Raw genomic sequence first — 23040 nt, forward strand, 5'->3', positions numbered from 1 at the left:
ATGCGTGATCAACTCACGTAGGTTCCCCGCGGCCTCCGCCGTCCGTTCCGGCGTAACCCTGGATGAGGAATTCAAGGTCTCGCCAGAGTTTGTCGAAGGACGGAGCGTTCACGCGAGCCAGGTGCAGGTCAAACTGGGCGGCCAGGCTGGTCTGGTGCTTCTTCGGACTGTACGGGCGGCCGTCCATCCGGCGCTTGGACAGCCACTCCTTGCAACCTCGGGGTTGCTCCGGGTCGGCTGGTTCCTGGAGGTCGGCCGCCAGGCCCGCGCAGCCGCGCAGCGAACTGGCGGAGGCGAGGAACCAAGCTTCGAACTCGCGGTTCGCGAGCACGACGACAATTCGTAGGTCGGGCCGGGCGCCCCGGGCGCGGGCGAGGAGCCGAGGACCAAGTTGAGCGGGACAGTCGTCATCAGCGTCAAGGAGCACCAGCACACCAGTCACGTCGTCGAGACCGGCGACTGCCCGATCGAGTTCGGACTCGATGCCGCTCTCAGCGACCAGAGAGTCTCGGCTTACTCGCCAGGGCCGGGGCACGTCCACCCAGAGATCAGGGGCAATCTCGGTGGCGAGCCTGCGGAGGAGGACTGGCAGTGCCTGTACCTCGCCTTCGCCCTCAACGATCGTGACGATCCGGAGAGACGTGTCGGTCACTCTCTGTTCTCCCCATGGGCGTCGTCAGCGGGACGAAGCTGCCCGTGACGGTGATAGTCCGCCAGGTACGACGGGTTCTTCCGCAAGGCAAGCAGCATCTTGTCGCTCAGCTCACCGATCCTGCTGACCCCGTCGACCATCTCAACGATCCGCAGGCTCGACGGCTCGATTTCCTCCGCCGACAGCAAGTCGGAGCTCTGCGTAGTAGCGATCACCTGTGTCCACTGTGAGGCCTCCTCCATCGCCGCCAAAAGCCCCGACACCTTGGCCGGATGGATAGCGAGCTCAGGTTCCTCGATGGCCACCAGCGAGATGCCGCCGGTTAGGGCATCCGGCTGGTTCAGAGCAGCGAGTACACCCGCTCCGCGAACGGTTCCCTCCGAGAGTTGCTCGCGCTGGAAGACCTGAACGGACGGATCGCCGGCATGAACATCCCCGGAGTTCACCGCCTCCCAGAAGGGCACGACGGGATCGCCACTCCAGAAACGGGCCTGAATGGTGGCGTAGTCGCCCTGCATCCGACGGTCGACACCGAGCACCGACGGGATCAGCCAGCGCAGCCACCCGTCCACCGACTCCTTGACCTCGGAATGACGGTCTGACAGTAGGCCGAGGATCTGGCCCAGGTGCTCACCCCGCTCCCCGAGCTGTGTCTGGCTGACCCTGGTGTCATCCAACTCGCGGAGCACATCAGTATCGAGGTCATAGAACCTCATTGAAACAAGCGCGCGCAGCAGGGTGTCGTACGGTGAAAGGCGACCCACGATCGGTAGGAGCAGTTCATCCGGATCCAGCCGGGCCCCTGGAAGACCGTCGCCTCGAACTTCCCGTTCCCGCGCACCGCCAACGGAATACTGCGCGTGCACCTCCTGGACCGTCAGCTGAAGACTCTCGGCAACCACCAGGACCGAACGTTCGCTCTCCGGATTTCGGCCGATCTGGATCTCATAAGTCGCCTCACCCTGGCCGGGTCCAAACGAGAGATCAAGGCCGATCAGGAAGGAGGACGCCTTGCCGCCCGTGGAATCGGCCTTTCGCAGGAGCGACCCAAGACTGCCTCGTTTAGCCACGGCACGCGAAGGGGACAAGACGAGCGCGTCGCGCACGAAGCGGATCGCGTCCAGGAAGTTGGACTTCCCCGCCGCGTTGAAACCAGCCAGGATCGTGAGCGGCTCCAACCGGACGTCACACTCAGCGATCGACCGAAAGTCCCGCACGCGAACCCTGGTCACAAATGGCGAAGCCGGCCTTGAGATCTTCTCGCTCATGTCATATCAACCCCTCGCCCCTGCACGAGTTCTACACCAAAGAGCTCGTTGACCCGAGTGACGGTGCCGAATTGCGTCGGATTGTCGCCCGAGGCGATGGCTCCAAATCGATCGCCGCGACCACGCCGTCCCGCTGGGACCCGGTAGAGCCTCTTCCAGACGACAGTCTGCCGGATGCCGGTCGCAGAATCGCCAACGCTCTCCTCACCGAGTGCCGTCCTTCGACCACACACCTGCGAAATGCTCCATCTGCCGCAGAACCAGTTCAATGACCTTGCCCTCATGGTCCAGCGGATAGTTGTAACGAGCCAGCTTGACGGTCGCCCGCAGGCAAGCCCGGACCGGCTCACAGGAGATCCAATCCTTCTTGCGATTCGCCTTCACCTGAACAACCAGCTCGCGCGCGATGACGGCACGCTGTTGACGATCAGCGACTCCAGCCCGTCGTCGGGGTCCTTGGCCCGGTTGATGACGGCCTTGCGCCGGGAGTCGCGGAGTGCGGAGCCTTCAGGAAAACCTCAACGCCTGCCGTCCACCCGGCGGGGGACGTTGAGCGGGTTGTCGTCACGCAGCTCCGGTGGGAGCAGGGTGTCCGGCCAGTTCTGGTACGCGACGGGGGCCAGCCAACGGCTAATCGCGGTAGCCCCCACCGAGGTGTGCGCGGCCGACGTGGACGCGGGCCAGGGGCCGCCGTGATGCATGGCCCAGCAGACGGCGACGCCGGTCGGCCAGCCGTTCCAGATCACGCGGCCGGCGAGGCGGGTCAGGACGTCGATGATCTGCTCGGCTTCGGCCGGGTCTGTCGCGTGTACGGTCGCTGTCAACGAGCCGGGGAGCTGTTCCAGGACCTCACCTACACGCGAGATATCCCGATATTTCACGATTAGTGCTGCGGGGCCGAAGCATTCTTCCGCGAGATCCGGGAGGTGGTCGGCGAAGCTTCCCAGGTCGGTGACGAACGCGCGCGGCACGGCACTTCCAGCATTTCCGGAAATGTCGCCCGCTGTAGCACCGCCACGTGCCGCAGGACTGTCACCAGCCAGACCACCGTCGCCCGCCGCAGCACTCTCATCCACCGCAGCATTGTTGCCAGCCACAGCATCGTTGCCAGCCGGAGCGGCCTCCTGCCCGATCGCGAGTTCCGCCGCTCCGAGTGCGAGGCGCGCGACCCCCTCCTCGTACCCGTCGCGGATCTTCGGCGTGAGCATCGGGCCGCCGGTTGTTTCGGAGACCGCGTGCGCAATGGCCTTGAGGAGCGTGTCGTCGTCGGGGACGAAGAGCAGGCCCGGGTTCGTGCAGAACTGGCCGACGCCGAGTGTCAGCGAGCCCGCGAAGCCGGTCGCCAGGCTCGTCACGTCGCCGTTCAGCGCGGACGGCAGCACGATGACCGGGTTGACGCTTCCCAGCTCGCCGTAGAACGGGATCGGGTCCGGGCGCTCGTTGATCAGTCCCTGGATGGCTTTGCCGCCGTGAATCGAGCCGGTGAAGCCGACCGCGGCCACGGCCGGATGCTGGACGAGGTATCGCCCGGCGTCCGCGCCCTGAACCAGTCCGAGCAGTTCGGGCTCGGGCAGGGCGGCCTGGATGACGGTGGCGACCAGCCCGGAAAGTACGGGATGTCCGGGATGTGCCTTCACCACGACCGGGCAGCCCGCGGCCAGCGCCGACGCCACATCGCCTCCGGCGACGGAGAACGCGAACGGGAAGTTGCTGGCGGCGAACACGCCGACCACGCCGGGCAGCGGCTGGTTCATCCGCCGGATGTCCGGGCGCGGGGGCGTCAGCTGAGGATCGGCGTGGTCGATGATCGCGTCTAGGTATCCGCCGTCGCGCAGAACTTCGGCGAACAGGCGGAACTGCCCGGCCGAACGGGCGATCTCCCCGCGTAGCCGTACCTCGCCGAGGGCGGTCTCCGTGTCGGCGGCGCGCCACAGGTCGTCGGCGCTCGCCATCAGCGCGTCCGCGACCGCTTCCAGCACGATCGCCCGTTCGGCGGCGGGCGTGACTCGCCAGGCCCGCCCCGCCGTGGCCGCAGCCTCGACGATCGCCGCGACCCGCTCCTCCGTGCTCTCGGAGATCGGCTCGCCGACCGCTCGGCCGGTCCGCGGATCCAACGCAATGATCATTACAACCGCCTCTCAGTAATATGTGCCACCTTATTGGGAAGGCACCCGTATCACGAAGGTGGGCCGTCATCGGACCTAGGACTCAAAGCAGCCCCGGTGGAGAAGGCCACATTGTTCCCGGCCACCAGTGGACGAGGCTCCTATCACCAAAGGCAACCTCCGCGCCGTTGGTCGTATATCGCGGCCAAGCCCGCCGCGCGGGAGGGCGCGGCCGTAGGCACAGCCCCTCAGCTGACCTGGTCGAGCCAGGGCGTGTGTGCGCCGCCGAAGGGGCCGGTGCCTTGGGCGACCGCCGTCATCAGCCAGGTCGCTGAGCGTTCCGCGTTCTCGATGACGTCGAGTGGGTATTCGAACCAGACCTGGTGCTCCGCGAACTCGTCCACGTCGTCGAGGAAGACCGTGCCGTCGGCGCGTTTGATCACGTCGAGGTCCAGGTCGACCATGGTGACCTCGCCGTCCCGCCACTCCGGCACGGTGGTGATGTCACAATAAATCGCCATTTTGTGGCCGGTGGCGTTGAAGGTCGCCGTCCACCAGGTCTCCCGGGGGAAGAGCAGCACGAACGGCAGTTTCCACACCACGGGTGGTCCTTCGCCCAGTCTGCCGATCGTTCCGGCGGGGCAGCCGACCCAGACGCCGTGCTCGTCCTCGCCCAGCCGCCGGGCCGGGTGGTTCCAGTGCAGGGTGCCGCCGTACTTGCGGTAGACCACCTCGATGCCAGACATCAGCCGACAATAACTGATCGTGCGTCAGAATTGACGTATGCGTTTTGGCGTCCTGGGCCCGACGGAGGTCCGGCGAGACAGCGGGGAGATCGTCGCCGTCGTCGGTCCGCGCCTGCGCGTCCTGCTCGGGATGCTCGTTCTGGACGCGGGCCGGGTGGTCACCACCGACCACCTGATCGACGGCCTGTACGGCGCGGAGCCCCCGGCCGGGGCCGCGAACGCCCTGCAGGCCCAGGTCTCCCGGCTCCGCCAGCTGCTGGAAGCCCCGGTGATCGTGCGCCACCCGGCGGGATACCAGCTGGACGTCGACCCCGAGTCCGTGGACGCGCGCCGCTTCGAACGGCTGGCGGCGGCGGGGCGTGCCGCCCTGGCCGCCGGGAACAACCGCCGGGCCGCCGACCTGCTCCGCGAGGGGCTGGACCTGTGGCGCGGCCCCGCGCTGGCCGACCTCGGCGAGACCCTCGCGCCCTCCGCCGTCCGCCTCGAAGAACTCCGGCTCAACGCGCTCGAAGACCACGCGGAAGCCGTACTCGGCCTGGGCAGCGAGCTCGGCGGGCAGGATCTCGCCACCGAACTGGGCGACCTGGTCGCCGCGCATCCCCTGCGGGAGCGCTTGCGCGGCTTGTTCATGCGCGCACTGGTCGCCACCGGACGGCAGGCGGAGGCACTGGCGACGTACGAGGACGGCCGGCGTTTGCTGGCCGAGGAACTGGGCGCGGATCCTTCACCCGAACTGGCCGAGATCCACCTGGCCATCCTGCGTGCGGAGGCCCCACCCCCGAGAAAGGACCTCCCCGCCCAGCTCACCCCACTGATCGGCCGCGCCGACGAACTGGCGGTGATCGGCGGCCTACTGGCCGAAGCCCGCCTGGTCACCCTGACCGGCCCTGGCGGCACCGGCAAGACCCGCCTGGCCATCGAAGCAGCCACCCAAGCGGCGAACGCAAGACGTCCAGAAATATCCGGACACACGGAGGGACCAACTCACCCAGCCGACCCGAGAGGTTCAGGGCGTCCGAGAGATTTGGGAAACCCGGGAGGCCCACGATCTCCCGAAGGCTCGGGACCTCCCGCAGGCCGACGACCTAAAGCAGGCTCGGGACCTCCCGGAGACTCACAATCTCCCGCAGGCTCACGATCTCCCGGAGACCCACGCCCTCCGAGAGGGCCGGGGATCGAGGTCTGCTTTGTTGAGTTGTCGCCCCTGGTGGATGGTTCCGAGGTGACGCAGGCCGTGCTGGCGGCGGTGGGGCTGCGGGAGACCGGGCTGTTGCCGGCCACCACGCGGCAGGCCACCGACCCGGTCGACCGGCTGGTGACCGCGCTGGCGGATCGGGCGCTGCTGCTGGTGCTGGACAACTGCGAGCACGTGGTCGAGGCGGCTGCCGCGCTGGCGGGGCGGCTGCTCGGGGCCTGCCCGAAGCTGCGGGTGCTGGCCACCAGCCGGGAGGCGCTGGGGATCACCGGAGAGCGGCTCTGCCCGGTCCCGCCGCTCGCCCTGCCCCCGGTGGACGCGACGCTGCCGGAGGCGCTCGCCTACCCGGCGATCCGGCTGTTCGCCGACCGCGCCAGCGCCGTACGCCCCGATTTCACGCTGACGGCCGACGAGCTGGGCCCGGTGTCGCGGATCTGCCGGGCGCTGGACGGGCTGCCGCTGGCGATCGAACTGGCCGCCGCCCGGCTGCGCTCGCTGACCGCGGCCGAGGTCGCGGCCCGGCTGGAGCACACCGACACGTTCCGGCTGCTCTCCCGGGGGAGCAGGGCCGCCGAACCCCGCCATCGCACGCTGCGCGCGGTGATCGAATGGAGCTGGGACCTGCTCGACGAGGCCGAGCGCACGCTGGCCCGGCGGCTGACGGTGTTCGCGGGCGGGGCGACGCTGGCGGCGGCCGAGCGGGTGAGCGGCCTGCCCGCCGACGAGGTCATCGACCTGCTGACCGGCCTGGCCGACAAGTCCTTCGTCGAAGTGGCGGGCGACCGTTACCGCATGCTCGACACGATCCGCGCCTTCTGCACCGAGAAACTGGCCGAAGCCGACGAAACCGAAACCCTGAAAGCCGCATTTGTCGGATATTTCCTGGAGCTGGCGGAGACGGCGGACCCGCTGCTGCGCACCGCCGACCAGCTGGACTGGCTGCGCCTGCTCGACGCCGAGCACGACAACCTGATCTCCGCCCTGCACCGCGCCGACGAGAACAGCGCCTTCCGCATGTTCTCCGCGCTGACCTCCTACTGGTGGCTGCGCGGCCTGCGCAGCGAAAGCGCCGCAATCGCCGCCGACCTGATGACCAAACTCGGCCCGGAGCCACCCGACCGCGAGGAGTACGCCCTGTGCGTGCTCACCCTCGCCACCGGCGGCGGCCACGGCCTGGACCTGCGCCCCCACCTGGAACGCGCCGACCGCATCATGCAGTCCATCAACTACATCCCCAGCCAGCCGTACGTGAACGTGCTCTGGGCTATGGTTCTCGGACCGCCCTCCCGCGAGAGGTCCGATTCCCTCCGGGACCAACAGCAGCAAATGCCGATGGACCCCTGGACCCGTGCGCTCGCCGACTTCGGCTGGGGACTGCTCGCCCTCTTCGAAGGGCGGACCGAGGACGCCGAGCGCCTGCTGCGGCCCTCCTTCCACGCCTTCCAGGCCCTGGGCGAACGCTGGGGCATGGCGATGACGCTGACCGGCCTGTCCGAGGTGGCCGAATGGCGGGGCGAGCGGGCCCGCGCGCTCACCTTCATCGAGCAGGCCATGGAGCTGGTCGAACGCCTCGACGCCACGGTGGACCTGGCCGAGCTGCTGTGCCGCAGGGCGGCCCACCGCTCCGTCGTCGCCGACCAGTGGGAGGCGGCCCGCGCGGACTACGAGCGAGCCGCCGAACTCTCCCGGCGGGCCGGCGCCCCGGAGATGCTGGCCCGCGCCCACGTCGGCCTCGGCGAGCTGGCCCGCCGCCAGGGCGACCTGCCCACCGCCCGGCGGCTCTGCGAATCCGCCGTGACCAGCTCCAGCGAGTGGTTCAGCGCCGACGAGATCCGCCTCTTCGCGCACATCGCGCTCGGCTGGATCTCCGTCGCGGAAGGCGACGCCGACCAGGCCGAGAACTGGCACCGCGCCGCCCTCGTCTCCGGCTTCTCGCACCGCAATCTGCTCATCGCCGCCCGGGTCGCCGAGGGCCTGGCCGGGGTCGAGGTCGTGCGCGGCGACCAGGTCCGCGCCGCCTCCCTGCTCGGCATCAGTACGGCCCTGCGCAGCGGCCACGACCCCGACGACCCGGATCGCACCTGGGTGGCCGAGCAGTGCCGTACCGCACTGGGCTCGGCGGCGTTCGAGCGAGCGCACCAGAGCGGCCTCGTCAGCGGCCGTCAGCGCGCGGTGGGCAGCTGGTCAGCGGCCTCCCTCACGCTGCTTCCATGACTTCTTCAATAACAAATGCCCGCAAGTGGGGCACGCTGGTCATCTCCTGTCTGGCCATGCTGCTGCTCGCACTCGACCTCACCGTGCTGCACCAGGCGATGCCCAAGCTGGTGGAGGACATGGGCCCATCGGCCACCCAGCTGCTGTGGATCCTGGACATCTACGGCTTCGCGCTGGCCGGTCTGCTGATCACGATGGGCAATCTGGGCGATCGCATCGGCCGCAAGCGGCTACTGCTGATCGGCACCGTCGCGTTCGGGGCGGCCTCCGCGCTCACCGCGTACGCACCGACGCCGGAGCTGCTGATCGCGGCGCGCGCCCTGCTGGGCGTGGCCGGGGCGACCATCATGCCGTCCACCTTGTCGATCATCAGGAACGTGTTCACCGAGCCGAAGGAGCGCACCGCCGCCGTCGGCATCTGGAGCAGCATCTCCGCCCTCGGCTTCGCCGTCGGCCCGGTGGTCGGCGGGCTGCTGCTGGACCACTTCTGGTGGGGCTCGGTGTTCCTGATCAACGTGCCGATCACGATCGCGCTGCTCATCGGCGGCTGGCTGCTGCTGCCCGAGTCGCGCAACCCGCGCTCCCGGCCGCTCGACCTGATCAGCGTGCCGCTCTCGTTCGTCGGCGTGATCGGCCTGGTGTACGCGATGAAGGTCGCCGCCCACGACGGCATCGGCGACCAGGCGGTCTGGGTGTCGGCCGTGATCGGTGTGGTCGCCCTGGTGGTGTTCGTCCGGCGGCAGACCCGGCTGGCCGAGCCGCTCATCGACGTCAAGCTGTTCCAGCACCGCGCCTTCACCGGGTCGATCGCCGCCAACGTGATCATCCTGTTCTCCATGCTGGCCATGTCGGTCGCCTTCGCCCAGTATTTCCAGCTCATCCGGGGCTGGTCGCCGCTGCTGGCCGGGCTGGCCGGGATACCCGGCGGGGCCTCGGCCGCCATCGGCGGCGGGCTCGCCGGAGTCCTGGTGAGCGCCATCGGCCGGGCCAAGGTGGTCACGTTCGGCCTGCTGCTCACCGCGTTCGGACTGTTCCTCTACAGCCTGATCGAGCTCGACACCTCCTACCTGCTCATGCTGCCCGCGATGATGCTCACCGGCGTGGGCATGGGCTTCACCTTCGCGGTCACCAACGACACCATCCTCGCCTCGGTGCCCCGGGAGCGGGCGGGCGCGGCCTCGGCCATCTCCGAGACCGCGACCGAGGTCGGCGGCTCGCTCGGCATCGCGGTGCTGGGCAGCGTGATCGGCGGCCTCTACACCCAACGTCTCATCCTGCCCGCCGGCCTGCCCGACGGCGTCGGGGACGCGGCCAGGGAGTCCCTGGGCGGCGCCGTCCAGGCGGCCACCACCCTGCCCGGGCAGCTCGCCGATGCCCTGATCGCCGCGGCCCAACGAACCTACATCGACGCCATGCAGGTGAGCGCCGTCACCGGCGCCGCCCTGCTCGCCATCCTGTCCTTCGCCATCCTGTACGCGCTGCGCGGCGTGCCCAAGGAGATCCCCGAGGTCATCCTGGACGACGAGGGCCGGGTCGTCGAGGAACCGGTCCAGGTCCCCTGAGCACACAAACGGCGCGTGACCCCGGGTCACGCGCCGTTCGGTTGTCTAGATCTCCACGACCACAGGAATGATCATCGGGCGGCGGCGGTAGGAGTCGCTCACCCAGCGGCCGAGCGTGCGGCGCAGCACCCGGCGGATCTGCTGCACGTCCGCCACCCCGTCGGCCGCCGCTTCCTGCAGGGCGCGCTCGATCTGCGGGATGACCAGGTCCAGCGACTCCGGGTCGATGCCGGAGCCGCGCGCGGTGATCTCCGGCCCGCCCGACAGCTTGCCGGTGGTCGAGTCGACCACGACCACCACCGAGATGAAGCCCTCGTCGCCCAGGATCCGGCGATCCTTGAGCGCCACCTCCGTGATGTCGCCCACGGAGGTGCCGTCCACGAACACGTAACCGGCCGGGACCGCGCCGACGACCTTGGCCTGGCCGTCCAGCAGGTCCACCACCACGCCGTCCTCGGCGATCACGATGTTCTCGTCCGGGACGCCGGTCAGCCGGGCCAGCCTGGCGTGCGCCCGCAGGTGCCGCCACTCGCCGTGCACCGGCATGAAGTTCGACGGCTTGGTCGCGTTCAGCACATACAGCAGCTCACCGGCCGCCGCGTGCCCGGACACGTGCACCAGCGCGTTGCCCTTGTGCACGACGCGGGCCCCCCAGCGGGTCAGCCCGTTGATGACCTTGTTGACCGCCGTCTCGTTCCCCGGCACCAGCGAGGACGCCAGCAGCACGGTGTCGCCCTCGGCCACCCGGATCGGGTGGTCCCGGTTGGCCATCCGGGACAGCGCGGCCATCGGCTCGCCCTGGGAGCCGGTGCAGATCAGCACCACGTCCTCCGGCGGCCACTCCTCGATCTCCCGGGAGTCCACCAGCAGGCCCGGCGGCACCTTCAAGTAGTTCAGGTCGCGGGCCACCCCCATGTTGCGGACCATCGAGCGGCCGATCAGGGCGACCTTTCTGCCGTGCTTCTCGGCCGAGTCGATCGCCTGCTGGACGCGATGGATGTGCGAGGCGAAGCAGGCCACGATGATGCGCTTCTCGGCGGTCCTGATCACGTCGTCGATGATCGGCGCGATGTCCCGCTCGCTGGTGACGAAGCCGGGCACCTCCGAGTTGGTGGAATCCGACATCAGCAGATCCACACCCTCGGCGCCGAGCCTGGCGAAACCCCCCAGGTCGGTCAGCCGGCCGTCCATCGGCAACTGATCCATCTTGAAGTCGCCGGTGTGCAGCACGATCCCCGCCGGGGTGCGCACGGCCACGGCCAGCGCGTCCGGGATGGAGTGGTTGACCGCGAAGAACTCGCACTCGAACGGCCCGAACCGGCGCCGCTCCCCCTCCACCACCTCCTGCTTGACCGGCTGGATGCGATGCTCGGTGAGCTTGGCCTCGATCAGCGCCAGCGTCAGCTTCGCGCCGACCAGCGGAAGGTCCCGCTTCTCCCGGAGCAGGTACGGCACCGCGCCGATGTGATCCTCGTGGGCGTGGGTCAGCACGACCGCCTCGATGTCGTCCAAGCGGTCCCGAATGTAGTCGAAATCCGGCAGGATCAGGTCGACGCCTGGCTGGTCAGGCTCCGGGAACAGCACCCCGCAGTCGACGATCAGCAGCCGCCCGTCGAACTCGAAGACCGCCATGTTGCGGCCGATCTCCCCGAGGCCGCCGAGCGCGACGATGCGCAGGCCGTGCTCGGGCAGTGGCGGCGGGGGGCCGAGTTCGGGGTGTGGATGGCTCATCCGCGACCCTCTTTACTATGTTCTCCTGAACGCACTCAGTCTCCTGTGATTTTGAGGCCGCCCGCGACTAGATCCGCGCGGAGCAGCGCGATTTGCTCGGTTGTTGCGTCGACCAGCGGGAGCCGGACAACTCCGGCGTCCTGGCCGATAAGTCTCAGCGCGGCCTTCGCCATGATCGCGCCACCGGCGCGGTTCATGATCCCGGAAACCACAGGGAGCAGGCGCCGGTGAATCTCCAGCGCGGCCGCGACCTCCCCGGCCCGGTAATGCTCGATCATCATCGCCAGGTCCGCGCCGGCGACATGGCCGATCACGCTGACGAACCCCGCCGCCCCGACCGACAGCCAGGGCAGGTTGAGCGTGTCATCGCCAGAATAGAAGGCCAGGTCGGTGTGCGCGCTGACCATGGAGCCGGCGAACAGGTCGGCCTTGGCGTCCTTGACCGCGCGGATGGCCGGGTGGTGCGCCAGCCGGAACAGCGTCTCCGTCTGGATCGGCACACCGGAACGCCCGGGGATGTCATAGAGCATCACCGGCAGCGCGGTCGCGTCGGCGACCGTGGTGAAATGCTGGTAAAGCCCCTCCTGCGGCGGCTTGCTGTAATACGGCGTGACCACCAGCAGGCCATGCGCCCCCGCCCGCTGAGCCGCCCGCGCCAGCTCCACGCTGTGCGCGGTGTCGTTGGTGCCGACCCCGGCGACGACCGTCGCCCGGTCGCCCACCGCCTCCAGCACCGCCCGCAGGATACGCTCTTTCTCCCCGTCCGTGGTGGTCGGAGACTCCCCCGTCGTGCCGCTCACGACCAGGCCGTCATTGCGCTGCTCGTCCACGAGGAAGGTGGCCAGGCGTTGCACACCCGGATAGTCAACCGCGCCGTCGGCGCTGAACGGGGTCACCATGGCGGTGAGCATGCGGCCGAAGGGGGCGTCAGAGGTTCGAGTTGGCGGGGCCATAAACCGAACGGTACCCGGATCCGCCGAAACGGTGGACCTCGCCACCCCGCTAGCCCCGCCCGCCCGGGCGCGCCCAACGAGAAAGAGGCCGCCGATATGTGCTCGGGGGTACACACATCAGCGGCCTCTACTCGGTGAATCGCCGTTTCTTACACGCGCGTTACAGACTCCTGGAGAGAATTTCTCCGCCTTCTGATGCTGGAGTAAGCCGCAGGTCAGCGGGCCTGCCCCAACAGCAGCCTCAGCCACACCCGCTCAGCCCGCGCCGCGACAAGCCGTTCGGTCTCATGCACCCGCTGCCCATCAGGCCCCCGGACGGTACGCCGGATGAACCGCAGCCCACCCGCCTGGCAGAGCTCGTAGATGGTCGCCCGGCACTCACACGTGTGCTGCCTGACCCTGGTCCGATCCGCCCGCGCCACCGGCAACAACCAGAGCAACACCTCACAACCCGCCTGCGCGGGAGCTACGTGCAGCCCATGCACCTCGAACCTATCGATGAAGTTATCGGAAGGCTGCGCCCGGAACTGGTGATGAAGCTTGCCGGAGGGGTCGTCTGAGGGTTCGGTGGGGGGATTGTCCGCGGGGGTGTTGTGGGGGTCGCCTGCCGGGCTGCCGTGGGAGTCGCCTGCCGGATCGTCTCGGACGGTGTCTGCGGGGCCGCCATGCAGATTGCCTGCCGGGCTGTCGCGGACGTCGCCTGCCGGATTGTCGTGGAGGTCGCCTGCCGGATTGTCGTGGGGGTTGTCGGCGTCATCAGGCTCGCGTTCCATCGGGGGTCAGGGATCCTCTGCGGTGTTCCTGCCGTGGGGGCGGACAAAAGGCGGGCCAATCTGCACGATCGGGAGGGACGTAGGGGCGAGCACGGTCCCCGTTGCGGCCGAAGTTGGATCTGGCTGGGCCTTCCAGGGCCTCTTCGAGAGGGCGCTCCAACGGATCGTGCGGGGGCGGGCGGAGCCCGGACAGAACAAAAGTGTGGGTGGGTGGGAAACCCACCGCTTGCTGGAAGGCGTTCTCGAGCGGCACGGGTGGGAGTGGTTGGAGCGCGGAGGGACAGGTGGGCGGGAGATCCGGTTCGGAGGGGTCGAGGACGGCCCAGGCGGTGGTGGAGTTGGTTATGGTCTGGTGGCCCCAGGTGTTGGCCAGGGTGCGGACGATGAAGAGGCCGCGGCCGGTGTCCTCGTCCGGGGTCGCGTGTCTGACCTGGGGAAGCGACTCGGATCCCTGGTCTGTGACTTCGACGCGAATAGAACGTTCCTGGCGTATCGCACCGACAATGACATTTCCCTCGTCTTTCGATCGGCTGTAACGCACCGCATTCGTGAAAAGCTCGGAAACGACGAGTTCGGCGTCATCGATCCGGCCGTGACCTGCGAAGAACTGCCGTACGAAGATCCGGGCGACCGCCGCCATGGGCGGGATGCCAGGCAGTTCGATAGTCCAGCGATCCGTCCATTGAGCCATGCTTTGACCCCCTAAGGTCGGTTGTTGATGCTCCGTAAAGTTGGAATCACAGATCATGTCCATTACTCTGGGTTGTCCATCGGATACGCCAAGATTGGAAAACGCTTCACAATCCGAGGGATGGATGGATGGCCAACTCCGATCCGGTTTACCTGCGCGTCGTTGAGGACCTCCGCCGACAGATCGCCGACGGCACCCTGCCGCCGGGAGCCCCGATCCCGTCCCGGCATCAGATCACCCGCAAATACGGCGTAGGCGAGACCGCGGCCCGCCACGCGCTCCGGGTGCTGGCCCAGGAAGGGCTGATCATTGGTCGCGTCGGCTCCGGCCACCGGGTCAGACAACAGCCGACCCTGCTCCCCCTGCACCGGGGCCAGGCCCCTTTCTCCGCCGACATGCAGGCTCAAGGGCGCCGCGCCACCTGGGACTGGCAAACCGAACCCGCGGAGGCCACCCCCGACATCGCGGCCCGCCTCCACCTCGACATCGCGGCCCCGATCACCAAGACCCGCTTCGTCTATCGCGGCGACGGAAAACCCGTACAACTGGCCACGTCGTACGAACCGACCGGCCTCGGCGACAGCGGCGAGGACGTGAGCAACGTGACCGGCCGCCTGTCCGCACTCGGCATGAAAATCACCGAAGTGATCGAACACGTCTCCAGCCGCGTCCCCCAGCCCGCCGAGAGCGACGTCCTCGACCTCCCCGCCGGCGTGCACGTCCTCCACATCGAACGCACCCACTGGTCCGGCGACCGCCCAGTCGAAACCAGCGACATCGTCATCCCCTGCGACCAGTTCCGCCTGGTCTACAGCCTCCCCATCCCCTCCTGACCACCACACCCAACCCCCCGAACCTCCCCGCGCAGAACTTAGACACGCGCAACCCCCATACGCGAAGCCCAGTCCCGCACCAACGCGCGCAAAACCCACCCGCACAGGACCCACGCAGACGACGCGTTCACGCTCCCGGCCAGATTGCGCGCAAACCACCACAAGGTGTGCAGGGCTGAAGTGCGTGCGGGCCGTCTTCGCCAAGTCCTTCTGCGCAAGACCGGTATGCGGACTTGGAAAGCGCCGTTGTGCAGAGGTTCGGATGGGGTTGAGGGCGAGCGGGCATAGCCGTACCCCCGTGAGAGGGTCGGGTCGTGGTTCGCCGGGGCTTGGGCGGGGGCCGGGGCCGCGGGTGTGGGTGCGGCGGGAGCGGCGGACTGAGCGGTCGCGGGCGCGGGGCGCCGGGGGGCGGATGACGGGGCGGAAGCGCTGGGGTGGTGGGCGGAGGCTGCGGCGGCGGCGGAGCAGGCGGGGGATCGCGTGGCGCCACCGTCCGGACGTGGGGGCAGGAGGTGGGAGCCGGCGCGCCGGTCCCCGTGGGGGAGCCGCGGGGAGGGCGGGTGGTGGGGTCGTGATGGGGCGGGGGGAACGTCGGTGGGGGCTGGTACAACGGGGGTGGGTCACTGAGCCGGGGGTGGAGATGCGCGTCAAGGACATGCCGGTAGCCGACCAGCCCAGAGAGCGGCTGCTGGCGTCGGGAGCGGTGGCGCTCGCGGACCGCGAGCTGCTCGCGCTGCTGCTCGGGTCGGGCTGCCGGGGGGTGAGCGCGGTCGAGCTGGCCTCCCGGGTGATCCAGCACTGCGGCGACCTGGGCGAGCTGGCCCGCGCCGAGGCCCACCGGCTGCTGGCGGTGCCGGGGGTCGGCCCGGCCAAGGCGGCTCGCATCTCCGCCGCTTTCCACCTGGTCAGACGCGCCCAGACCCAGCCGGAGCGGGTCCGGGTGACCTCCTCCTCCGATCTGGCCCACGCGGTCGCGCCCCTGCTCCACGGCCACGCCAGGGAACGCCTGGTCGTGGTCGTCTGCGACGCCGGCGGGAACATCCTGCGCCGCGCCGTCGTGAGCGAGGGCGGCAGCGACCACACACCGGCCCCGATCCGCGACATCATCACCACCGTTCTCACCTCGGGCGGCGCCGCTTTCGGCCTCGCCCACAACCATCCGAGCGGCTCGCTGGACCCGAGCCCGTCCGACCTCGCCGTCACCACCCACCTCCATCTCGCCGCCGAGACCGTCGGCCTCCGCCTGCTCGATCACCTCGTCGTCACCGACACGGCCTGGCGGCGCATCGACGCGTGAGCGCACAAGTCAGGCGGGTCGATACCCGCCTGAACACTCCCGCAGATCAAGTTAGCGACTCACTCTACGACATCGCAATGTCTCCATACGTATTGAACATGTTTACAGACGCAAGATCAGGTGTCTAGTTTGTGGCTGCATGTCCGCTTTTGGCTACGATCTGTCTGTGCTCGATCGTGAGGGGCCGAACCCCGTTTACAAGCAGATCGCGGATGCCATCGCGGCGCGCATCCGCAGCGGCGACCTGCCGGAAGGCAGCCCGATCCCGAGCGAGGCCGACCTCGTCGAGGAATACCGCATCGCCAGGACGACCGCCCGCCGGGTCGCCAGGGAGCTCAGGGAGCAGGGCCTGGCCTTCACCGTGCAAGGTGAGGGCACGTTCGTCGGGCAGCCCGGTTCGCCGCGCGGCCAGCGTAAGATCCCGCGCTACCAGGAGATCGCCGCAGAGGTGGCGGAACGCATCCGCAGCGGCGAACTCCCGCCGAATCGCCCGATCCCCAGCGAGCAGGGCCTGATCGACCAGTACGGTGTCTCCAAGGTCACCGCCCGCCAGGCCGTCCAGCGGCTACGCGAGCAAGGCTGGGTCTTCACCGTGCCGCATCGCGGGACCTATGCCAACGAGAAGGAGAAGTGGCCAAAATAGCGCCCCTCAACCGTATGGATACGTCTATGATACGAGCATGCTCGATAGAGACGGCCACATACCGCTTTACCGGCAGATTGCCGACATCGTGGGAGAACGCATCGTCAACGGGGAGCTGACCCCGGGAGAACCGGTGCCCAGCGAGACCGAACTGAAGCGCGACTTCGGCGTCGCGCAGATGACGGCCCGCCGGGTGCACCGCGAACTCCGCGACCGCGAACTCATCCATACCGTTCCCGGCGAAGGCTCCTTCGTCGGGTCCCCCGACACCCCCCGCCCTCCATACCTGGCGCCGCTCTACCGCCAGATCGCCGACGAGGTCGCGGCCACCATCAGATCCGGCGAGATCGGGGCGAACCGCCCGATCCCCAGCGAGCGCACGCTCATGCTGGAGCACGGGGTCGCCAAGGCCACCATCCGCCAGGCCATCGCCCTGCTCCGGACCGAGGGCTGGGTCTTCACCGTGCCGTATCGGGGGACGTTCGCGTCACCACCGGAACACTGGCCGGCGCCGGCGCCCCAGCCGGCGGCGCCTCCGTCGCCGTGATCCGGGCGCGCTGAGTGGCGGCCACGCACACCAGCACGGCCAGGGCGGCCAGGATGGTGGCGGGGCCGAAGTCCTCCGCCAGCAGGAGCCAGGCCCACAGCAGCGTGAGCAGGGGCTGCGCGAGCTGGGTCTGGCCCGCCCTGGCGATGCCGCCCATGGCCAGACCCGCGTACCAGGGCACGAACCCGAGGAACATCGAGATCACGCCCACCCAGGCGAACCCGGCCAGGGCCGCCACGGACGGCCGGAGCTCGGTGGTCACGGCCAGCACGATCGTCACCGGGACGGATACGGGGGCCGCGACCACCAGCGCATACGAGATGACGCGCCAGCCCGGAGTCTCCCGCGCCAGCCTGGCGCCCTCGGTGTAGCCGAACCCGGCCGACAGCAGGGCCAGCACCAGCAGCAGGTCGGCCGCCGAGAACCGCCCGCCGCCCTGGCTGAGGGTGAACACCGTGATCGACACCGCGCCCAGCCCGCAGGCCACCCAGAACATCGGCCGCGGCCGCTCCCCCGCGCGCAGCACGGCGAACGCCGCCGTCGCCGCCGGAAGCAGCCCGATCACCACGGCCGAATGCGCCGTGCTCGCGCCGCTGTGCAACGCGAGGCCACTGAACACGGGAAAGCCGAAGACCACGGTGGCCGAGGTCAGGACGTACGCACGGAGGTGGCGCCGGGGTGGCAGCAGCGGGACCCGGGCCACCAGCAGGCAGGCGACCGCGCACAAGGCCGCGAGCACCGCGCGCCCGATCGCCACCAGATAGGGATCGAACCCGCGCATCGCGAACACGGTCCCCGGAAACGTCATCGAGAAGGCCAGCACGCCGAGTGCCGCGAGCATCGTCCCCCGCCAGGCCCCGGCCCGGACTCGCGGAGTGAGCGCTACTGGATAACGATCGATAGCGCTATTCTGTTCTCTCATGAATGAGGATAGCAGTATCGCCAAAGTGGCCGACCTCCTGCGGGCGGAAGCCCAGCGGCTGGGGCCTGGGGCAAAGCTGCGATCCAGCCGGGAGCTGGTGCGCGAATTGGGAGTCAGCCCGGTGACCGTTTCGCGGGCCATCGCGCGGTTGACCGCGGAGGGGCGAGTCATCACCCGGCCGGGGAGCGGCGCGTTCGCGGCTCCCGGGCGCCCGGAGTCCTCGCGGGCGGACTCGTCGTGGCAGACGGTCGCGCTGGGGGATCGGGTGGTGGACGACACGGGGGTGGCCGGACTGCTGGCCGAACCGGGCGACGGGGTGATTCCGCTGACCGGGGGCTATCTCAACGCGGCGCTGCGGCCGGTGCGGGAGCTGTCGGCCGCGGCGGCCAGGGCGGTGCGCGGGCCCGACGCGTGGGCGCTGCCGCCGCTGAGCGGGCTGCCGGAGCTGCGGCGCTGGTTCGCGGCCGAGGTGGGGGCCGCGCGGAACGACGTGCTGGTGGTCAGCGGCGGGCAGGCCGCGCTCAGCCATGCCTTCCGGGCGCTGGCCGCGCCCGGGGAGCCGGTGCTGGTGGAGACGCCGACGTATCCGGGGGCGCTGGCGACGGCGAAGATGGCGGGGTTGCGGGCGGTCGCCGTACCGGTCGATGAGGATGGGGTGCGGCCGGAGTTGCTGGCGGAGGCGTTCGCGGTGACGGGGGCGCGGGTGTTCTACTGCCAGCCGACGCTGCACAATCCGACCGGCGCGACGCTGACGCGGGAGCGGCGGGAGCAGGTGCTGGCCGTGGCGCGGGCGGCCGGAGCGTTCATCATCGAAGATGATTTTTCGCGCTATCTGGGGACGAGTGCGCCGCCGCCGGCGCTGGTGAGCATGGACGAGCACGGCACGGTCGTGCACGTGCTGTCGTTGAGCAAGATCTCGGCGCCCAGCCTGCGGGTGGCGGCGCTGATCGCGCGCGGGCCCGCGGCGCGGCGGCTGCGGGCCAGCCAGGTGGTGGAGTCGTTCTTCGTGGCCAGGCCGCTGCAGGAGACCGCGCTGGAGTTCGTCACCGCGCCCGGCTGGCGCCGCCACCTCGCCACGGTGCGCCGGGAGATCGGCGAGCGCCAGCGCCTGCTGCTCGCGGCCCTCGCCCGCCACCTGCCCGCCGCCGAAGTCCCTCTGGTCCCGCCCGGGGGCCTGCACCTGTGGGTACGCCTTCCGGACGAGACCGACGAAGCGGCACTGGCGGAGCGGGCGCACCGGGCGGGGGTCCTGGTCAGTCCCGGCCGGATCTACTACCCCGCGGAACCGCCGGGCCCCCGGATCCGGCTCACCCACATGGCCCCCGCCGACCACGCTGAACTCACCGAAGGCGTCATTCGCCTGGCGTCCACATTGTCAGCTTCTCGGCCGTAACCAACCGAGCTTACAGCTCCTCGCCGTCGATGGCTTCGACGATTCAGGCCGCGTACGGCAGCGTGACTCACTGCCCGGCATAGCAGGCCATGCCGCGTATCGCGGTGCCGATAACAGATCATGGAGCCGTTCCCCGGTAAGCCGGGTGCGTTCAATCCCGTCACCGCATCACCAAGAGCAACAGCACAACCACAAATAGGGAAAGCCATTCTCTCAGGCGTGAACGCCCTAGGTCCTGGCTAGAACCTGCGGACGCGTTTGGGGGCCTGTTCGGCGGTGGGGATGTCGTCGTTGAGCAGGCGGGCCAGACGGGTGCGCCGCTTCTTCTGCTCGTAGGCCAGGTAGGCCAGGTAGCTGACGTGCATGACTCCTCCTGAGGAAGATAGACACCAGTAAAAGCGTTATACCGGTGTCGAATATTCCACAACCTGCAACTCCCGTACAGTGGTTTCGAGGTGATCCCGCACATGTCCGCTCCGGCTGAGCTGCTCCGCGACTTCGTGAACACCTACGACGTCGAAGGAGGGATGGACGATCTGGCCACGCCGGCCGAGCTGACGGTGTGGCTGCGGGAGCGCGGCCTGATCGATCCGGCCGCGCGCGCCGTCGACCGGGACCTGGCCGTCGCCGTACGGCTGCGGGAAGGGCTGAGGGTCACGCTGCGCCACAATCACGACGCGGTGATGGCTGACGCCCCACCCGAGCTCGCGTGGGCCCTGGCGGCGCTTCCGCTGCACGTGACCCTGGTCCAGGGCGTGCCGGGCCTGGCGCCGAGCCTGACCGGAGTCCCGGGCGGCCTCGCCAAAATCGCCGCACTGATCTCCGCCACTCATGCCGACGGAAGCTGGCCACGCCTTAAAGTGTGCGTCGAGGGTACGTGCCAGTGGGCGTTCATCGATTCGTCCAAGAACCGTTCCCGCTCATGGTGCTCGATGCGCGTGTGCGGGAATCGGACGAAAACCAGAACATATCGGGCACGACGCCAGGCGGAAGGTTCGGCGAGGCCCTCCTGACCAGTACGGTGTTACCGAGAAGCAGCAGAAGGCCCCATCCTTCAGGGTGGGGATGAATGTGGACATGGTGGCCGCCGGGCTGGCGGACACCCAAAACGACTGTGGAGAGTGGGTAAGACCAGGTGAGGCAATTCCGACCTTGGCACCGCCCGCAACCTACGACGCTCACGCGGCGTGGCAGAAGCAGTAAGGACCCCATGGCGACGTGGGGAATCCCGGGCGTTCACGCCAGGGAGGATGTCAAAGGCACAGAAAGGAGCCGGCCCAATGGGTGTTAGACCTGCCCGTCTCGAAGACGTCGACGCGGTGACGAGCACCCAGATTCGGGCGTGGAAGCAGGGCTACCGGGAGTTCCTCCCACCCGGCCCGCTGGAACAGATGACCGGAGCCGCCGCAGAGAAGATGTGGCGGCGCCAGTGGGACGAGGCCATCCTGTCCCCGCCGAGCCCCCGCCACCGGGTCCTGGTCGCGGTCGAGCGGGTCGTGATGGACACCGACCACTGGAGCGCTCTCGGGCCTGGCGGCATTCTCGCCCCGCCGTCGCATGAGCGGGCCTCCGACCGGGTGGTCGGGCTGGCCTCGCACGGGCCCGCCGAGGATCCCGACCTGCATCCGGCCACCACTGCCGAGCTGCTGACCCTACTCGTCGATCCCAACCACATCCGGCGCGGGCACGGCAGCCGGTTGCTCAACGCGACGGTCGACCATCTGCGTGAGGACGGCTACAGCGCGGTCGTGACCTGGGTCTTCGCCGACAATCATCCGATGCTCGGGTTCCTGGAGTCGGCCGGGTGGGGTGAGGACATGGCCGAGCGGGTGCTCGACATGGGCCGCCCGATCCGGATGATCCGGCTCGGCACCGACATCAGCTGAGGATTTTCTGTGGCAACCCCCGCACAATGGCTGGCCGGTGCGCGCCCGCGCACCCTGCCCGCCGCCGTCGTTCCGGTCGCCGTGGGAACCGGGGTGGCGGTTCAGGCGGGTGGGTGGGTCTGGTGGCGGGCGTTGCTCGCGCTGGTGGTGGCGCTGGCGCTGCAGATCGGCGTGAACTATGCCAACGATCACAGCGATGGCGTGAAGGGCACCGACACCGATCGGGTGGGCCCGATGCGCCTGGTCGGGTCTGGCGCGGCCACCGCTTCTCAGGTCCTCAAAGCGGCCCTCGGCTGCTTCCTGGCCGCCGCTGTGGCCGGTCTCGTTCTGGTGATCGCCACCCGGGCCTGGTGGCTGCTCGCCGTCGGCGCGCTCTGCATCCTGGCCGCGTGGTTCTACACGGGCGGCTCCCGGCCGTACGGCTACCGCGCGCTCGGTGAGCTGTCGGTCTTCGTCTTCTTCGGGCTGGTCGCGGTCGCCGGAACCACCTACGTCCAGGTGGAGCAGCTGTCCTGGCTCGCCGTCGTCGCGGCGGTGCCGGTCGGCCTGCTGGCCTGCGCGCTCCTGGTGGTCAACAACCTGCGTGACATCACTACCGACACCCCGGCGGGGAAGCGCACGCTCGCCGTGCTTCTGGGCGACCAGCGCACGCGCGCCCTCTACATCGCGTGCCTGCTGCTCCCCTACGGCGTGATCCTCGGCCTGATCCCGGCCGCGCCCTTCACGGCGCTGGTCCTGCTCTCCGGCTTCCTCGCCATCGCCCCCGTCAAGGCCGTCCGCGAGGGCGCCATCGGTCCGGCCCTGATCGCCACGCTGCAGCAGACCGGCCGCCTGCAGCTGGTGTTCGGGGTGCTCTTCGCCCTCGGGCTGGCCCTTCCCTAGAGGTCGAGGAGGGCTTCCAGGCCGTAGGTCAATCCGGGAACGTCACGGATTCTCCGTACGCCGAGGAGGGCGCCAGGCACGAACGACGCGCGGTTCATGGTGTCGTGGCGGATCGTCAGGGTTTCGCCCCCGCCGCCGAGAATGACCTCCTGGTGGGCGATCAGCGCGGAGATGCGCACCGCGTGCACCCGGATGCCTTCGACGTCCGCGCCGCGGGCTCCGTCGATCTCCTGCGTGGTCGCGTCGGGCGAGGGCCCCACCCCGGCCTTGCGCCGAGCCTCGGCCACCAGCTCCGCCGTCCGCCGAGCCGTTCCCGACGGCGCGTCGGCCTTCTGCGGATGGTGCAACTCCACGATCTCGACGGACTCGAAGTATTTCGCCGCCTGCTGCGCGAAATGCATCATCAGCACGGCCGCGATCCCGAAGTTGGGCGCGATCAGCACATTGGTCCCCGGATGCCGCGCGACCATCTCCCGCACCCGCTCCAGCCGCCCCGGATCAAACCCCGTGGTCCCGACGACCGCGTGAATCCCCCGCGAGACACACCACTCCAGGTTGCCCATCACCACATCAGGATGCGTGAAGTCCACCACGACCTCAGCCGGAGCCAGCGACTCCAGCGAATCATCCTTGTCAACGGCCGCCACGAGCTCCATGTCCTCAGCCGCGTGTACGGCCTTGCACACTTCCACCCCAACCCGCCCACGCGCCCCAAGCACCCCAACACGAATCACACCGCAAGGCTAT

At 69.2% G+C, this 23040-nt stretch carries 21 protein-coding genes and 1 pseudogene; 10 read left to right on the top strand and 12 right to left on the bottom strand.

Features of this window, described 5'->3' with window-relative positions; all coding sequences use genetic code 11:
- Positions 1 to 13 precede the first annotated feature (13 nt).
- From ABGB08_RS00280 to ABGB08_RS00300, 5 genes and pseudogenes are all read right to left on the bottom strand, one after another.
- Positions 14 to 652 carry a DUF4276 family protein gene (locus ABGB08_RS00280; protein ID WP_347584349.1) on the bottom strand — a complete coding sequence of 213 codons (639 nt, stop codon included), beginning with the start codon at positions 650 to 652 and terminating at the stop codon, positions 14 to 16.
- On the bottom strand, positions 649 to 1920 hold the full coding sequence (locus ABGB08_RS00285; protein ID WP_347584350.1) for an AAA family ATPase: 1272 nt from the start codon (positions 1918 to 1920) through the stop codon (positions 649 to 651). Before ABGB08_RS00285 ends, ABGB08_RS00280 begins: the two co-directional genes overlap by 4 nt.
- A gap of 204 nt (positions 1921 to 2124) precedes the next feature.
- A pseudogene (locus tag ABGB08_RS00290) lies at positions 2125 to 2343 on the bottom strand (type I restriction enzyme endonuclease domain-containing protein); the annotation flags it as partial.
- 95 nt (positions 2344 to 2438) lie between these two features.
- On the bottom strand, positions 2439 to 4046 hold the full coding sequence (locus tag ABGB08_RS00295; protein WP_347584351.1) for an aldehyde dehydrogenase (NADP(+)): 1608 nt from the start codon (positions 4044 to 4046) through the stop codon (positions 2439 to 2441).
- Positions 4047 to 4273: 227 nt separating this feature from the next.
- Entirely contained in the window at positions 4274 to 4771 is a 498-nt protein-coding gene (locus ABGB08_RS00300) for a DUF402 domain-containing protein (protein WP_347584352.1), read from the bottom strand.
- 37 nt (positions 4772 to 4808) lie between these two features.
- On the opposite strand from ABGB08_RS00300, the gene ABGB08_RS00305 reads away from it, so the two are divergent.
- The gene (locus ABGB08_RS00305; RefSeq protein WP_347584353.1) at positions 4809 to 8180 is read left to right on the top strand and encodes a BTAD domain-containing putative transcriptional regulator; all 3372 of its coding nucleotides are present in this window, start codon (positions 4809 to 4811) and stop codon (positions 8178 to 8180) included.
- A complete protein-coding gene (locus ABGB08_RS00310) occupies positions 8177 to 9742 on the top strand; it encodes a DHA2 family efflux MFS transporter permease subunit (RefSeq protein ID WP_347584354.1) in 1566 nt (521 codons plus the stop codon). The genes ABGB08_RS00305 and ABGB08_RS00310 overlap by 4 nt, the downstream gene beginning before the upstream one ends.
- 45 nt (positions 9743 to 9787) lie before the next feature.
- Here ABGB08_RS00310 and ABGB08_RS00315 read toward each other — a convergent pair whose 3' ends face one another.
- The 4 genes from ABGB08_RS00315 to ABGB08_RS00330 all read right to left on the bottom strand — a co-directional run bounded on the left by ABGB08_RS00315 (position 9788) and on the right by ABGB08_RS00330 (position 13947).
- On the bottom strand, positions 9788 to 11473 hold the full coding sequence (locus ABGB08_RS00315; protein ID WP_347584355.1) for a ribonuclease J: 1686 nt from the start codon (positions 11471 to 11473) through the stop codon (positions 9788 to 9790).
- A gap of 35 nt (positions 11474 to 11508) precedes the next feature.
- Entirely contained in the window at positions 11509 to 12426 is a 918-nt protein-coding gene (gene dapA, locus ABGB08_RS00320) for a 4-hydroxy-tetrahydrodipicolinate synthase (RefSeq protein WP_347584356.1), read from the bottom strand.
- 215 nt (positions 12427 to 12641) lie between these two features.
- The gene (locus ABGB08_RS00325; protein ID WP_347584357.1) at positions 12642 to 13199 is read right to left on the bottom strand and encodes a hypothetical protein; all 558 of its coding nucleotides are present in this window, start codon (positions 13197 to 13199) and stop codon (positions 12642 to 12644) included.
- Positions 13183 to 13947: an ATP-binding protein gene (locus ABGB08_RS00330; protein WP_347584358.1), complete on the bottom strand. Its 765-nt coding sequence runs from the start codon at positions 13945 to 13947 to the stop codon at positions 13183 to 13185. Before ABGB08_RS00330 ends, ABGB08_RS00325 begins: the two co-directional genes overlap by 17 nt.
- Before the next feature lie 71 nt (positions 13948 to 14018).
- Here ABGB08_RS00330 and ABGB08_RS00335 point away from each other — a divergent pair, with 71 nt between their 5' ends.
- The 4 genes from ABGB08_RS00335 to ABGB08_RS00350 all read left to right on the top strand — a co-directional run bounded on the left by ABGB08_RS00335 (position 14019) and on the right by ABGB08_RS00350 (position 17210).
- Entirely contained in the window at positions 14019 to 14723 is a 705-nt protein-coding gene (locus ABGB08_RS00335) for a GntR family transcriptional regulator (protein WP_347584359.1), read from the top strand.
- 640 nt (positions 14724 to 15363) lie between these two features.
- Positions 15364 to 16020 carry a DNA repair protein RadC gene (gene radC / locus ABGB08_RS00340; RefSeq protein WP_347584360.1) on the top strand — a complete coding sequence of 219 codons (657 nt, stop codon included), beginning with the start codon at positions 15364 to 15366 and terminating at the stop codon, positions 16018 to 16020.
- Positions 16021 to 16186: 166 nt separating this feature from the next.
- The gene (locus tag ABGB08_RS00345) at positions 16187 to 16663 is read left to right on the top strand and encodes a GntR family transcriptional regulator (RefSeq protein ID WP_246269268.1); all 477 of its coding nucleotides are present in this window, start codon (positions 16187 to 16189) and stop codon (positions 16661 to 16663) included.
- Between the two features lie 37 nt (positions 16664 to 16700).
- Complete coding sequence (locus ABGB08_RS00350; protein ID WP_347584361.1) at positions 16701 to 17210, top strand: GntR family transcriptional regulator; 510 nt, start codon at positions 16701 to 16703, stop codon at positions 17208 to 17210.
- Here ABGB08_RS00350 and ABGB08_RS00355 read toward each other — a convergent pair.
- Positions 17122 to 18051: a DMT family transporter gene (locus ABGB08_RS00355; protein ID WP_347584362.1), complete on the bottom strand. Its 930-nt coding sequence runs from the start codon at positions 18049 to 18051 to the stop codon at positions 17122 to 17124. The genes ABGB08_RS00350 and ABGB08_RS00355 overlap by 89 nt on opposite strands.
- A 79-nt stretch (positions 18052 to 18130) precedes the next feature.
- Between ABGB08_RS00355 and ABGB08_RS00360 the strand changes: the two genes are divergently transcribed.
- A complete protein-coding gene (locus tag ABGB08_RS00360; RefSeq protein WP_347584363.1) occupies positions 18131 to 19525 on the top strand; it encodes a PLP-dependent aminotransferase family protein in 1395 nt (464 codons plus the stop codon).
- A 239-nt stretch (positions 19526 to 19764) separates the two neighbouring features.
- On the opposite strand, the gene ABGB08_RS00365 is transcribed toward ABGB08_RS00360, so the two are convergent.
- Positions 19765 to 19890, bottom strand: a complete 126-nt coding sequence (locus ABGB08_RS00365; RefSeq protein ID WP_347584364.1) for a hypothetical protein — start codon at positions 19888 to 19890, stop codon at positions 19765 to 19767.
- A gap of 102 nt (positions 19891 to 19992) precedes the next feature.
- Between ABGB08_RS00365 and ABGB08_RS00370 the strand changes: the two genes are divergently transcribed.
- The 3 genes from ABGB08_RS00370 to ABGB08_RS00380 all read left to right on the top strand — a co-directional run bounded on the left by ABGB08_RS00370 (position 19993) and on the right by ABGB08_RS00380 (position 22293).
- Positions 19993 to 20538 (top strand): CGNR zinc finger domain-containing protein, encoded by a 546-nt coding sequence (locus tag ABGB08_RS00370; protein ID WP_347584365.1) that lies wholly within the window; start codon positions 19993 to 19995, stop codon positions 20536 to 20538.
- Between the two features lie 267 nt (positions 20539 to 20805).
- Complete coding sequence (locus ABGB08_RS00375; RefSeq protein WP_155351919.1) at positions 20806 to 21411, top strand: GNAT family N-acetyltransferase; 606 nt, start codon at positions 20806 to 20808, stop codon at positions 21409 to 21411.
- Between the two features lie 9 nt (positions 21412 to 21420).
- On the top strand, positions 21421 to 22293 hold the full coding sequence (locus ABGB08_RS00380; RefSeq protein WP_347584366.1) for a 1,4-dihydroxy-2-naphthoate polyprenyltransferase: 873 nt from the start codon (positions 21421 to 21423) through the stop codon (positions 22291 to 22293).
- Here ABGB08_RS00380 and dapB read toward each other — a convergent pair.
- Positions 22290 to 23027: a 4-hydroxy-tetrahydrodipicolinate reductase gene (dapB, locus tag ABGB08_RS00385; protein ID WP_347584367.1), complete on the bottom strand. Its 738-nt coding sequence runs from the start codon at positions 23025 to 23027 to the stop codon at positions 22290 to 22292. The two genes, ABGB08_RS00380 and dapB, sit on opposite strands and share 4 nt — an antisense overlap.
- Between the last annotated feature and the right edge of the window lie 13 nt (positions 23028 to 23040).

Origin of the sequence: Acrocarpospora sp. B8E8 (genome assembly GCF_039871605.1) — a bacterium.
GTDB lineage: Bacteria > Actinomycetota > Actinomycetes > Streptosporangiales > Streptosporangiaceae > Acrocarpospora > Acrocarpospora macrocephala.

Bases quoted from the DNA above. Each gene is read 5' to 3' on its own strand.
- ABGB08_RS00355 (WP_347584362.1), bottom strand. From the start codon at position 18,051: ATGCTCGCGGCACTCGGCGTGCTGGCCTTCTCGATGACGTTTCCGGGG.
- ABGB08_RS00295 (WP_347584351.1), bottom strand. From the start codon at position 4,046: ATGATCATTGCGTTGGATCCGCGGACCGGCCGAGCGGTCGGCGAGCCG.
- radC (WP_347584360.1), top strand. From the start codon at position 15,364: ATGCGCGTCAAGGACATGCCGGTAGCCGACCAGCCCAGAGAGCGGCTG.
- ABGB08_RS00310 (WP_347584354.1), top strand. From the start codon at position 8,177: ATGACTTCTTCAATAACAAATGCCCGCAAGTGGGGCACGCTGGTCATC.
- ABGB08_RS00370 (WP_347584365.1), top strand. From the start codon at position 19,993: ATGTCCGCTCCGGCTGAGCTGCTCCGCGACTTCGTGAACACCTACGAC.
- ABGB08_RS00325 (WP_347584357.1), bottom strand. From the start codon at position 13,199: ATGGAACGCGAGCCTGATGACGCCGACAACCCCCACGACAATCCGGCA.
- ABGB08_RS00315 (WP_347584355.1), bottom strand. From the start codon at position 11,473: ATGAGCCATCCACACCCCGAACTCGGCCCCCCGCCGCCACTGCCCGAG.
- ABGB08_RS00365 (WP_347584364.1), bottom strand. From the start codon at position 19,890: ATGCACGTCAGCTACCTGGCCTACCTGGCCTACGAGCAGAAGAAGCGG.
- ABGB08_RS00300 (WP_347584352.1), bottom strand. From the start codon at position 4,771: ATGTCTGGCATCGAGGTGGTCTACCGCAAGTACGGCGGCACCCTGCAC.
- dapA (WP_347584356.1), bottom strand. From the start codon at position 12,426: ATGGCCCCGCCAACTCGAACCTCTGACGCCCCCTTCGGCCGCATGCTC.
- ABGB08_RS00360 (WP_347584363.1), top strand. From the start codon at position 18,131: ATGAATGAGGATAGCAGTATCGCCAAAGTGGCCGACCTCCTGCGGGCG.
- ABGB08_RS00285 (WP_347584350.1), bottom strand. From the start codon at position 1,920: ATGAGCGAGAAGATCTCAAGGCCGGCTTCGCCATTTGTGACCAGGGTT.
- ABGB08_RS00350 (WP_347584361.1), top strand. From the start codon at position 16,701: ATGCTCGATAGAGACGGCCACATACCGCTTTACCGGCAGATTGCCGAC.
- ABGB08_RS00375 (WP_155351919.1), top strand. From the start codon at position 20,806: ATGGGTGTTAGACCTGCCCGTCTCGAAGACGTCGACGCGGTGACGAGC.
- ABGB08_RS00330 (WP_347584358.1), bottom strand. From the start codon at position 13,947: ATGATCTGTGATTCCAACTTTACGGAGCATCAACAACCGACCTTAGGG.
- ABGB08_RS00335 (WP_347584359.1), top strand. From the start codon at position 14,019: ATGGCCAACTCCGATCCGGTTTACCTGCGCGTCGTTGAGGACCTCCGC.
- ABGB08_RS00305 (WP_347584353.1), top strand. From the start codon at position 4,809: ATGCGTTTTGGCGTCCTGGGCCCGACGGAGGTCCGGCGAGACAGCGGG.